Origin of the sequence: Alteromonas sp. C1M14 (assembly GCF_018860965.1) — a bacterium.
GTDB lineage: Bacteria > Pseudomonadota > Gammaproteobacteria > Enterobacterales > Alteromonadaceae > Alteromonas.
The window spans coordinates 36360-49708 of the sequence record NZ_JAHKQF010000016.1; the positions used below are offsets into that span (position 1 = coordinate 36360).

General features: G+C 44.2%; 8 protein-coding genes and 1 pseudogene. 8 read left to right on the forward strand and 1 reads right to left on the reverse strand.

The annotated features are described in order from the left end of the window. The first annotated feature begins 77 nt into the window (after positions 1 to 77). From KO501_RS15935 to KO501_RS15965, 7 genes are all read left to right on the forward strand, one after another. Complete coding sequence (locus KO501_RS15935; RefSeq protein WP_216030689.1) at positions 78 to 704, forward strand: OB-fold-containig protein; 627 nt, start codon at positions 78 to 80, stop codon at positions 702 to 704. 137 nt (positions 705 to 841) lie between these two features. Next, complete coding sequence (locus KO501_RS15940) at positions 842 to 2086, forward strand: HAMP domain-containing sensor histidine kinase (protein ID WP_216030690.1); 1245 nt, start codon at positions 842 to 844, stop codon at positions 2084 to 2086. Beyond that, complete coding sequence (locus KO501_RS15945; RefSeq protein WP_216030691.1) at positions 2064 to 2699, forward strand: response regulator transcription factor; 636 nt, start codon at positions 2064 to 2066, stop codon at positions 2697 to 2699. Before KO501_RS15940 ends, KO501_RS15945 begins: the two co-directional genes overlap by 23 nt. A 378-nt stretch (positions 2700 to 3077) precedes the next feature. Beyond that, positions 3078 to 4850, forward strand: coding sequence for a methanol/ethanol family PQQ-dependent dehydrogenase (locus KO501_RS15950; protein WP_252728519.1), 1773 nt, complete (start codon positions 3078 to 3080; stop codon positions 4848 to 4850). A gap of 53 nt (positions 4851 to 4903) precedes the next feature. Beyond that, complete coding sequence (locus KO501_RS15955; protein WP_216030693.1) at positions 4904 to 5548, forward strand: pentapeptide repeat-containing protein; 645 nt, start codon at positions 4904 to 4906, stop codon at positions 5546 to 5548. 365 nt (positions 5549 to 5913) lie between these two features. Further along, positions 5914 to 7290, forward strand: a complete 1377-nt coding sequence (locus KO501_RS15960) for a class II fumarate hydratase (RefSeq protein ID WP_216030694.1) — start codon at positions 5914 to 5916, stop codon at positions 7288 to 7290. A 243-nt stretch (positions 7291 to 7533) separates the two neighbouring features. Beyond that, on the forward strand, positions 7534 to 10728 hold the full coding sequence (locus KO501_RS15965; RefSeq protein ID WP_216030695.1) for a S41 family peptidase: 3195 nt from the start codon (positions 7534 to 7536) through the stop codon (positions 10726 to 10728). 93 nt (positions 10729 to 10821) lie between these two features. On the opposite strand, the pseudogene miaE reads toward KO501_RS15965, so the two are convergent. Beyond that, positions 10822 to 11520 (reverse strand): annotated as a pseudogene (gene miaE / locus KO501_RS15970) (tRNA isopentenyl-2-thiomethyl-A-37 hydroxylase MiaE); the annotation flags it as partial. 419 nt (positions 11521 to 11939) lie between these two features. On the opposite strand from miaE, the gene KO501_RS15975 reads away from it, so the two are divergent. After that, positions 11940 to 13289 carry an AAA family ATPase gene (locus tag KO501_RS15975; RefSeq protein WP_216030697.1) on the forward strand — a complete coding sequence of 450 codons (1350 nt, stop codon included), beginning with the start codon at positions 11940 to 11942 and terminating at the stop codon, positions 13287 to 13289. The last annotated feature ends 60 nt before the right edge of the window (positions 13290 to 13349 follow it).

Genomic DNA, 13349 nt, shown 5'->3' on the forward strand with positions numbered 1-13349 from the left:
GCAGGCAGATTTTTTCTTTTAGATTATAGTAAGATATATAAGCGACAAGATGTTGCTTTCATCAAGGAATCTGATGAATGTCTGCCTTTTTTTTCCACGACGCAAATTTTTTATTTACCGCGGCTATTGGCATTGTTGTTATGTTGTTTTTGGTCGAGCTGGCCAGCATCATAATTGGCACAAGTATATTGGGCGTTTTTGACGATATACCTGATCCAGAAATTGACATTGACTCCCCTCCCAAACTTACGACAATTGTCGATGCGTTAGCACTAAACAGATTACCCATCATGATATGGTTTATTCTGTTTCTGAGTCTTTTTTCATTCTGTGGTTTATTACTCAATACTTTTCATGCATTCGTCACCCAGGGCCGCTTTTTTGCTGTTTTAGTCAGTGTGCCTATCGCCATGTTAGCGGCTTTATTTCTAACAACTCGGTTAGGAAAAATGCTCGCCCAACTGTTACCAAAAAAAGCGCCCATCACCTTTGCTAATGAAGATTTTATTGGTGTAGTAGCACAGATAACAATTGGAATTGCTCGCCCGAGTGTTCCTGCTGAAGTCAAATTAAAAGACAAACATGGGCAGCTGCACTACTTACTTGTAGAGCCCTTCGATCCCAACGAAACCTTTGTCAAAGGGGATAAGGTAATTTTAGTTAAAAAAGGGGATAACTGTTGGTTCGCAACCCGTTCCCTCTAATGTTAACGGTCAAATAGGCCTGCAGTATAGTACTGAAAAACACCAACTAAAGTAGCATAAATACCTTGCCAAAGTGGCAAGGAAAGATCCCTTGTATCGCGCGTAGAATACCTTATGGTTAAACGAACGAGCCTGCGATGAAAGCCAGTAAAAAAATTACTATCGTCATTTCTGGCGTCTATCTTTTTGTCAGCGTTATTCTTGCTGCCGTTTTTTTCGTGCAAGCCAAACGGGACGTGGATGCTGAAACGCAGGCAGCATTAGCCATGGCAGAAGCCCTGATTGCTCAACAGCTAACCTTTGACCAAATTGAATCGGTACTACAACACAGTAGACACTTGCATGTAACCCAAGATATCCATGCTTTTAACGGCGATAGCACCGCAACCCAAGAATATATTAGCGTCAAAGATCCTACCAATAAGTTAACTATATACGGCGCCCCAGAAGCAGAAAATGCAGAAATATTCACCACGGTGTATCAGGTGTTCGGCATACTTTTATTTTCGTACATTCTTACCCTTGTTTTGCTAAACATTAGTGTGCGAGAAAAACTCAAACCCCTAAGTTCACTTAGCTTGGCGTTAGATCAAATTGGTGAAGGGCGATATGCCGTGGATGTAGATCCTGGGGATATCGAAGAAATACGCTCACTCGTATCACATTATCAAACCATGGCCGACTCGTTATATCGACGCAAACAGAAAGTCCAACACCTTCGCGCTCGGTTAGCCACATTGCAAGAACGTGAACGCCAAGGGTTAGCCCGTGAACTACATGACAATTTAGGCCAGTTAATTACCGGTATTCGTGTGCAAAGCTATTTACTCAAACAACAAGCTGGCAGCCCTGCTTTTGTCCAGCGCACCGCGAATTTATTAGAGCAGCAATGTGAAGAAGTGCAGTCTGGTATTCGCCAGATCACTCATCAATTATACCCCGTAGCCTTACACCGAGTTGGACTTGTTGTCGCACTCCAAGAGATGCTCAAGCGTTGGGCAGAGATCCACGGCATTGCCCTATCTTGTCATTTTCCTAATACCATACTTAGTATGTCACCCGAACGTGATATGCATTTATACCGGATCACCCAAGAAGCCTTAAGCAATATTGTTAAACATGCTCATGCCACGAAAGTAACGGTAAGCCTGGAGGCAAAAGATACCCAACTTATTTTGTCTATACATGATAACGGTGTTGGCTTACAAACTCTCAATGATACTCATCATGATGGCCTTGGTATGGAATCCATGCGCGAACGCGCTAGCCTTATTCGAGCCACATTCAACGTCAATAGTACTGATGGCACGGCTCTTAGTATTCACGTGCCACTAACTGAGCAAAAGGAGATCGACAAAAATGCACATATTACTTGTGGATGATCATGCTGTAGTTAGGCAAGGTTACAGTGCCCTGTTATCGATGATGTTACCCGATGCCACAATTCACGAAGCAGAAAATGCCCGTCAAGCAATGACCTGTCTCAATCAGCACGCCGTAGATGTGGTGATCTTGGATATTAATCTAGAACAAGCCAGCGGTTTGAATGTGGCACCACGGCTACTTAATCATTGGCCACGATTAAAAATTATATTTTTTAGTATGTTTGAAGAAGCTTCTATCGTGAATCGCGCCATGCATACCGGGGCCTGCGGCTACATCAGTAAACGTTGCCGACCAGAAATCATGCTTGAAGCAGTAAAAGCGGTTATGGCAGGAAAAACCTATATCGAACATGAACTCGCCATTAACTTAGCGTCTTATGCGTACAACGAGAAAAAGGACATTTTTGATCAGCTAACACGGCGAGAATTTGATGTATTCATGGGCGTAGCAAAAGGTCAGAAACGCTCTCGAATTGCCCAAGACCTGAATATTTCTGATAAGACAGTGTCTAATGCGATTACCCAATTGAAGAGTAAATTGCAGGTTAAAACCAGCACAGAGCTTGTACATTTGGCCATCGACAATGGCTACGTGAAAATAGCGTCTTAATCGGGAATTGTCCTAAGGAAAACCGGGAACTTTTCCGTATTCAAAAATGCATGAGTTTGTCAGACTATCATTAAATCGACGGGTTGCTTGTTCGACCAGCCTTCGATTGGAGTGAGGTTCAACAGCTCACAATTTTTATAGCTAACCCATAGGGTTAGCTTTTTTTTTGCCAAAAACCACATAGCAACTAGCCAGGACTCTTGCTCTTAATTATTGGGAATAATTCCCCCCTCATGTCGGGCAAAAGTCTATTCTCCCTCTCTGCTAACCCACCCATACTGTTAACACTTCGTAAACAAATAGAAAAGGTACAGTATGTCTACACTCATTAGAAATACCTCACAAAAAGGGCTGGCATTATCGCTGCTCGTTTCCAGCATGTTGTCAGCTTCATTTGTCTCAGCCAAAGGTGTTACTTGGGACGATATTGAAAACGATGCAAATACCCCAGAAGACGTACTTATGTACGGCATGGGACCTGAAGCCCAGCGCTTCAGTCCACTACAACAAATCAATAAAGAAAATGTACACACACTTTCTCCGGCCTGGGTAATGAGCTTCGGCGATGAGAAACAACGTGGGCAAGAATCTCAAGCATTGGTTTATGACGGTGTTATCTATGTCACTGGCAGCTACTCCCGCATTTTTGCTTACGACGCGCGAACCGGTAAAAAGCTTTGGTCGTACTCTCATCGATTACCTGAGGGTATTCGCCCTTGCTGTGATGTGGTTAACCGTGGCGCTGCCATATTTGGTGATATGGTTTACTTCGGTACACTGGATGCCGGTATTGTTGCTCTCGACCGCCACACCGGCAAAGTGGTATGGAAGAAACGTTTTGAAGATTACCGCGCCGGTTATACGATGACGGGAGCGCCCACCTTAGTAAAAGACCAAAAATCAGGCAAAGTGTTGCTGATTCATGGCTCATCAGGCGATGAATTCGGTGTCGTAGGTAAACTGTTTGCCCGCGACCCATTAACCGGTGAAGAAATTTGGATGCGGCCCTTTGTTGAAGGTCATATGGGCAGACTTAACGGTAAAGAAAGTACACCTACAGGTGACGAAAACGCCCCTTCTTGGCCCCGTGATGAGAACGGAGAGCTAGTAGAAGCATGGCATCACGGTGGTGGCGCACCTTGGCAAAGTGCCAGCTTTGATGTGGAAACCAACACCATCATTATTGGTGCGGGTAACCCTGCGCCATGGAATACCTGGAAGCGAACCGCAAAAGGCGACGATCCCCGTAACTGGGACAACCTTTACACCTCAGGACAAGTGGGTGTAGACCCTACCACCGGTGAAGTGAAATGGTTCTATCAACACACCCCCAATGACGCATGGGACTTCTCGGGCAACAACGAACTGGTCTTATTTGAATATGAAGAAAACGGCGAAACTATCAAGGCCACTGGGCACGCTGATCGCAACGGCTTCTTCTATGTGGTCGACCGGGAAAACGGTGATTTTATCAAAGCCTTCCCCTTCGTAGACAACATTAATTGGGCCACTCATATCGATCCAGATACAGGCCGCCCTGTAGAAGTTGAAGGAAAACGCCCCCCTTTGCCTGAACCGGGTGAAGAAAAAGGTAAAGCAGTTGAAGTTTCACCACCGTTCTTAGGCGGTAAGAACTGGAACCCTATGGCTTATAGCCAGAACACGGGATGGTTCTATCTTGGCGCTAACCATTGGAAAGAAGACTACTGGACAGAAGAAGTTGTGTACACCAAAGGAAGTGCCTATTTAGGACAAGGCTTTAGAATTAAAACCCAATACGATGATCACGTGGGTGTGTTACGAGCGGTAGACCCTGTATCCGGTGAAATTAAATGGTCTCACAAAGAAAAACTTCCTTTATGGGCTGGCGTTCTAGCAACTAAAGGTGGGCTGATCTTTACCGGTACTGGCGATGGTTATGTGAAAGCCTTTGACGAGAAAACCGGTGAGGAACTTTGGAAATTCCAAACAGGCTCTGGCATCGTTTCATGCCCTATCACTTGGGAGTTAGATGGCGAGCAATATATCGGTCTAGCATCTGGGTACGGTGGCGCCGTACCACTGTGGGGAGGCGACATGGCTGAACTAACCAAGCCCGTCGCCCAGGGCGGTTCATTCTGGGTATTCAAATTACCTAAGTTCGAAAAATAACCCTCTGATTTTTCATTCTACGTAGCGGGGCTTTGCCCCGCTTGGAGTTTTCAATGAAATGGTTTTATTCACTTTTATTCTTAACCTCATGCGCGATGGCCGATCTTCCACCGTTTGAAGATGATTATTTAGTGGTGGCGGGCTGCAAACTCAAGCCCAATACGCAGTGCGAAAATATCGACTTATCGAATCTTGATTTATCAAACCTTGATTTGTCAGGCTCAACCTTTACTAACGTTACGTTTCAAAACACCAATCTTGCCCATACTGATCTCAGTTACGTAACATTTAAACGGTGCAATCTCGACACCGCAAACATGCCAATGGTCAACCTAAACCATAGCGATCTTCGTTCTTCAACCGTGCGCAATGCGAATCTTGAAGGCGCCACGGGCTGGGCTTTATTTGCCCAAGGTGTCAACTTTAATGGTTCCACCATGACAGGGATAAACTTTGACCAAGGCAGACTATCAGGGGCCAAACTCAACAATGTCAATTTACGTGCCGCCCGGTTAGAACGGGTGTGGATGGGCAAAGTACAATTAAAAAATGCCGATTTAACCAATGCGAATATTCAAGAAGCAAAATTAGACGCCGCTAATTTGGCCAATGCCACACTAACTGGCGCGCGTATTCATTTTGCCACCTTTCAAGGGACGTATATGCAAGACTGCCAAGATTGCCCTTTTGACTGGTAGCTTCTTATCAAACCCGGCAAGGTCTCGTCTCGATACTCCCTCAGCAGAAGGTTAATATGATCCCATCAGAAGAAGCTCTTGTACCAACGGGGTAATTCTGGTGGGTTTGCTTTACTATTCTTAAGCCAACAAAATAACCAAAACATCGCTTTTTTTGTCCCTCCTTTTGAACACAATAAATGTTAATAATTATTTCGTTGCCCTTTCATTTGATAATGAAAATCATTATCATTATCTGGTTGCGTATTCATTGCGGTTAATCGCACAAGGCCGTGCAATGGTCACAGAAGATGATCGCCTAATACGTATGTTTTAGTATCTATTAACACGTTAAGTTTCATTATTCTTTAACCAAGGACACTGTAATGACAACCACCAGAACCGAGAAAGACAGTATGGGCACCTTAGAAGTGCCTGCTGATGCCCTTTATGGCGCACAAACTCAGCGAGCAGTGGACAACTTTCCAATGAGTGGCCAGAAAATGCCTGAAGCCTTCATTAGAGCCCTCATCACGGTGAAAAAAGCGGCTGCACAAGCCAATGTGAAACTAGAGGTGCTAGACGGGGCTATGGGTGAAGCCATAAGCATCGCTTGCGACAAACTACTTAACGACAAGGATCTAATGCGTCATTTTCCTGTGGATGTTTTCCAAACAGGGTCCGGCACCAGCACCAACATGAATGCAAATGAAGTGATCGCGCGGACAGCCAGTGTCGATGCCAACCTGACAATTCACCCCAACGATCATGTGAATTATGGACAAAGCAGTAACGACATTATTCCCACCACTATTCATGTCAGTGCGGCTATTGCAGTCAAACAGCAACTGTTGCCCGCGTTGGGCCATTTATATTCCTGTATTGGCAAAAAAGCTGAAGCGGTAAAGCAACATTGTAAAACCGGCCGCACTCACCTCATGGACGCCATGCCCATCCGCATGGATCAAAGCCTTTCAGGATGGCAAGCACAGATTGGACAACAGATCCAAAATATCACCCATATTCAACCGGCTATTCAAACCTTAGCCCAAGGCGGTACTGCCGTTGGAACAGGTATTAACGCCCACCCGGATTTTCCTTACGCGTTTAACCAGGCCTTGACCGGTCTCACTGACATTCCGTTTCAGCCGGCAGATAACTTCTTTGCGCTAATCGCTTCTCAGGATACCGCCGTGTCACTGTCGGGAATGCTAAAATCCAGCGCCGTGACGTTAATGAAAATAGCCAATGATTTACGCTGGATGAATTCAGGGCCATTAGCCGGTCTAGGAGAAATTGCCCTACCCGCTTTACAACCTGGCTCATCTATTATGCCGGGAAAAGTAAATCCTGTGGTCCCCGAAGCGGTTACCATGGCATCTGCACAAGTTATGGGCAACGATACGGCCATTACCGTAGGTGGACAATCGGGAAACTTTGAACTTAACGTCATGCTACCCATGATTGCCCATAACCTATTAAGCAGTATTACGCTTATCAGTAATAGTGCGAAGCTTCTTGCAGACAAAGCCATTTCGGGCTTTGAAGTGCTAGATGATAACCTTGCCGCTGCGTTGCACAAAAACCCCATACTGGTGACTGCATTAAACCCCATTATTGGCTACAACAACGCCGCTGACATTGCCAAACGTGCATACAAAGAAAAACGCCCAGTGATTGATGTAGCAGAAGAAATGACCGATCTCTCTAGAGACGAACTCAGTAAGCTACTCGACCCAATAAAGCTTACAGAAAATACATAGCCGCACTCGGCGGGCACTGTTGTTGCCCGCCGCCTTTTATTTGCAACGCATTAGACCTGTAAACTAACCCCTTAGGCTTTGTTCCTCTTTACCAGCCCACCATGTAATTAAATTGAAAAGATGCCCATTAAATTAGATATTAAGATCCCCAGAAACTTATAATGATTCAATGACGACCGATGGTTATCGGTACGCCCCAATATAAAAGGGAACCACTCACTAACTCATACTGGAAGATAAATAATGAAGCGAGTTTTTGCGTTCGCACTTGGCTTGTTTACCAGCCAAGCTTTTGCCCAACCGTTAATTTTTCAACCCGAAATAAGCCCCGACGGCAGCACCATTGCCTTTAGTTATCAAGGGGATATTTGGACAATGGACAGCCATGGAGGCAATGCTAAACGCTTGACGATCCACGAAGGCTACGATGGCAACCCCGTTTGGTCGGATGATAGCAGTATGTTGGCATTCAATAGCGACCGCTTTGGCAATAACGACGTGTTTACCATTGCTCGTGATGGCGGCATACCTACGCGGCTCACCTTCCATTCCGGCCAAGATAAAGTCATGCAGTTTACCCGCAATAACACCGTGTTATTTAACACCCGACGTGTTTATGCTCAGGTGGAACGGGAATGGGAAATATATTCGGTACCCGCTAGCGGTGACACCACCGAGCAACGTTTTATGGACGCACTGGGTTATGACGCCCAGGTCTCCCCTGATGGCAATAAGGTCTTATTTGTACGCGGATCTAACCGTATCGACCGCGAAGCTTATCGCGGTCCTGCCAATCGGGATGTATGGTTGTACGACATACAAAGTGAAAGTTATACCCGTATTACCCAGTTTGATGGCAATGATTTTATGCCCAAATGGATAGACAACTCGCACTTCTATTTTATTTCCTCTCGTTCAGGAAAATACAACGTATACAAAAAGACCTTAGGTGGTGGTATTGAGCAACTCACCGATGATCAACACTTTGGCGTGTGGCATTACAGTACTACCGCAAATGGCGAGACTCTGGTGTATCAGTCAGGTGATGAGATTTATCGCCAATCGACCAATACGAACAAGGAGATGGCGTTACCCGTCGATTTGAAAACAGACTTTCGTTTTGATCCTGTAGTCACAAAGAACAAAACTGATAACATTGAACAATACGCCCTATCGCCGAATGGCAAACTCACCGCATACATCATTCGTGGCGATGTGTTTGTTACCCGTAATGACAAAAAAGATAGTCGCAGCGTGCGCCTTACCGATGGCGCAGCGAGAGAGCGAAATGTCACCTGGGTTAACGACAATACCTTATTGTTTTCTTCCGACCGCTATGGTCAATATGATTTGTTTACCTTAACGTCGTCAGATGAAAACAACGACAATATCTTTACCTCGCTAAAACACACTACCCATCGACTCACCTCTACCGAAGCTGACGAATTAGCCCCAGTGGTTGCTCCCGATAAAGAACAGGTAGCCTATTTACAAGGGCGAGGAAAATTAATTACAGGACGGCTCACCTCTGAGGGTGAATTAACCGCACTGACCACCTTACTTGATGGCTGGGACACCCCCAAAGGTGTTGCTTGGTCGCCAGATAGCCACTGGCTAGCGTACAGTCTGGCGGATTTAAGTTTTAACCAAGAAGTGTATATTCAAGCTGCTGACAATACCCATGCTCCCGTTAATGTAAGTATGCACCCGAAATATGACACCAACCCAGTGTGGAGCCCAGATGGCAGCAAACTCGGTTTTGTCTCGGCGCGCAATAACGGCGATGACGATATCTGGTTTGTTTGGTTGAAAAAGGCTGACTGGCAACGTTCAAAAGAAGAATGGCGTCGGCAAGCATTGATGCAAGATGACAGTAAGCCCGTTAGCACTTTGGCCGCAGAAAAAGACAACGAAGGTACAGAGCCTGTCACTGTGACCATCGATTTTGATGGCCTTTATCAGCGTTTGCAGCAGGTCACGGCATTGCATTCCAATGAAAACCAATTGGTCTTTGCGCCCGATGGCGAGCATCTTTATTTCACTATTGGTGGTGCCGGCCGACAGAATTTTAAAGCCGATAAAAACCTTTATAAAATTACATGGGATGGCGAAGACAAAACGGTGGTTATTGGCGGCAATAACAATGTGGCCGATATCGCCTTGTCCGAAAACGGTAAATACCTTTTTGCTTTAACCAAAGGCGGTAAGTTAAATCGTATTAGTGCTAAAGATGATAAGGTCGAAGCCCTTAGCGTTAAATCAACGCTAAAAATCAACTATCAAGATGAGTTAACCCAGTTATTTGACGAGGGATGGCGGGCGCTAAACAACGGCTTTTATGACCCAGCCTTTCATGGCCAAGACTGGCAAGCATTACGAGAAAAATATCGCCCACTAGCATTAGAAGCATCAACCAAAGAAGACTTTAAGCGAGTATTTAATCGCATGTTAGGGCAGATAAATGCTAGCCATATGGGCATGTATCGCGGCGACAACCAAAAGGTAACCCAGAAGCAAAAAACCGGCTTGCTGGGTATCGCAGGCCAACCGGTGCAAAACGGCTTTGCCATTATATCTGTGGTGGCCGACAGCCCAGCGGATCGTATTGAAAGTCGTCTACAACCAAAAGATGTGATCACCGAGGTAAATCAGCAACCGGTAGCCGGCCATAATTTATATGACTTATTGCAAGACACCGCCAATACGCCAGTGTTGTTAACAATCGAACGCAACAACCAACAGCAAGAAATCACCATTTGGCCTACAGCGTCACTCAGTGATGAAAATTACAATGCGTGGGTAAATGAGCGACGCCGTCTCACCGAGGCCTACTCCAATGGCCGACTAGGGTATTTACATATCCGAGGCATGAACTGGACCAGCTTTGAACGTTTTGAACGGGATCTAATGGCTGCGGGCTATGGCAAGGAAGGGCTTGTCATTGATGTGCGTTACAACGGCGGTGGTTGGACAACAGACTACCTGATGGAAGTCCTCAATGTGAAGCAATATGCTTATACCATTCCCCGAGGAGCCATCGACGATATTAACGGTGACAGAACTGCCTTCAAAAATGACTATCCTTTCTCTGAGCGCCTTCCGGTGTCAGTATGGAATAAGCCCACCATTGCTATGACAAATCAAAACAGTTATTCAAATGCTGAGATTTTTTCTCATGCTTATCAAGCCCTTGGGTTAGGTAAGGTTGTTGGGCGACCTACTTTTGGTGCTGTTATTAGCACGGGAGCCTACCTTCTGGTTGACGGTTCTACTGTACGTATGCCGTTTCGTGGTTGGTGGGTCAAAGACAGTGGCGACAATATGGAAGGGAGCCCCGCTCAGCCCGATATTGAAGTGTTTAACCCTCCGGCTTATAAAGCGAAAGGTGTCGACCCCCAGCTTAAACGCGCCGTAGAGGAACTGATGAATGATTTATAACCCAACTTAAACACGCTAACAAAAAGCGCCTTGCAATCGGCGAGGCGCTTTTCTCAGTCGCTCCCAACAGCGTATGAAATTTGCTTTTTTAAGTTAATCTAACGTCGGTACGCCACTATGAAATTTAAAGTCGTCATCAGACGATAAAATAAGCTCTGCTTCAATACCGCCAAAAAATGCAACACGCTCACTGATATCAAAATCGGCAATACTTTGTGCAAGTACAAGGTAATCTTGATAATGCCTTGCTTCGGACCGTAACAATGATAAATAAAAATTGCCTAATTGTTCGTCAACATGGGGGGCCAACATTGCAAAGCGTTCACAAGAGCGCGCTTCAATATAAGCACCACAAATAAGTTTATCGATGAGGGCTTGCGGCTCGTAGGTACGCACATGGCGCAACATGCCTCTAGCATAACGACTTGAGCCCACAGATTCATAGGCAATACCGTAAGACTCCATGATCTCAAGCACCTGATAAAAGTGATGTAACTCCTCTTTTATTAACAGGACCATTTTATCAATAAGTTCTTGTCCGTATGGGGTTCCCGATTTAGGGATCATAGACCTATTCAATTTCTCATGATCTGCAAGGGCCTGCCAACTCCCCTGCTTTCGGTAAATATAATCTTCAAAAGGCTTTAACCAAGCCAGCAGTGCTTCACCACTTTCTTTATCTACCGCATATTTACGAATTAAATACATGGCACTTTGCGCGGCTTTAAGCTCACTTAATGTAAATATGTGCATATTAATCATTATTGACAGTTACGTTCCCCTAATTGATTTTCAGCTCATCAAAACGAACACTGAATATTGAATTTTTACTTGGCTTAACAGGCACCTTTGCTGTTTTTTGTATAAAAAACACTCAACGTTAACATTGAAAAAAGTTCCCTCTGTTCATTCTGATAATAAGCTTGAAAAAAGCCCATTAGGTAAAGCTGTATTATTATAGTTTAGTTCCCTACACGCCTAATTTATATAGCTTCCCGCTCTGTTCACTGTGAATCATTATTTTTATCATTCTGGATTATTTAAGATGAAAGCACCTTACTTTTTTACTGTAACCCAGCAACTCCGCCACTAAAAACGGTCAATATTCAACCAAAACCTAACGAAAGCGGAGTTTCTAGTCAGATACGATAGTATTCGAATGAAACGGATCTAATGGATAGATTCTCAATAGCCACAGGAAGGCCAAATTAATGAAATGTATTACTTTATTTTTTCAATCAATCTATGCACTCTTATTCCCCTTTTCGCGAACTAAAGTGCGCCCAACTTTAGCAACGGAAAATACGGAAAGTTGCTTCCGTCAAATTAGGTCTGTCAGCAAGAGGTCTATAGGAGTTAACACTCAGCAAGTTCCGCGTACAGTAAATTCATTTTTTACCGATAGTGAAATTATAGCGGTTCCCAAAGTGCAGGTAGCAGGTTCTAACCGAAAACCTGCCTCGAATGGAAATACAGCAAATGGAAAGGTAAAACTACCTGAAAGCAAAAAATCTAAAAATGGCTTTTCAATTACAAAAGCTTACGGTTCACAAGGCTTTGATAAAGTAGTTCCGTGGCTGGTAAAGCATCTTATTCCAGCCTCATCAAACGGAGTATTGTTCGGTCAAAGTCAAAGTTATAAGACTTTTGTTTTGATTTATATCGCATGCTGTATAGCTACCAATCGGCTGTTTTCTGGTTTGCCTACCAAACATGGTCTTGTCTTCATAATCGCAGCGGAAGGTAGTAATGGAATATCTAAGCGGATCAGAGCTTGGGAATTACAGAACGGCTGTACAGTTGGAGAAAAGCTCATCGTGATTCCCCACTCTGTTTTCCCCAGCGACACTAATCAGCGTAATTGTTTAATAAACGAAATTGAGACTGAAAGTAAGAGACAAGCAACTCCGGTGGTACTTATAATTTTTGACACATTTTCTCAATGCAGCAACGGCATACTTGAGAATGAAGCAGGAGCGGTATCTAGATATTTGCAATCATGCAAATCTATAGGTGAGCCATTTGGCGCGACTGTACTTAATGTTCACCATACCAAAAAAGATTCAAATGAATTCCGTGGAAGTTCAACAATTATCAGCAATGTAGACTTTTTATTTTCGATGAAACGCCATCGGGATAAAATGTCTACAAAGCTCGCTCTTGAAAAAATGAAAGAAGGCTCGACGAATTTACAGTGGGATTTACACTTGGATTGTATCGAAATAGACGCTTCAGATGAAGAAGGTGAAAGTTTAAACACATTGTGTATAACACAGGTTGAATTTCACCATCTTGATGAAGCCGCTCAAAATAACCATGAGGTTAAAAAGCTTCAATATAAAGTTGATGCTGAATGGATTAGAGGTCATCTCAAGCAATACCAAGATACATGGATGACTTTAAACGAACTTGGGCATGCAATGGCGGAGGAACTTTGTATACCTGTGGATGCAGCCCTTAAAGTGCGGTTAGATCGCGCAAAGAGTCACCTTGAAAAAGAAAAGATCATATCTAAACAACGAAAAGGTAAGGAAGTCTGTATTTGTTTAACAGACTCATAATCCTGAATTATTAGTGTGCATTAATAGCAAGCAATTTATCAAACGATATCAATAACAATA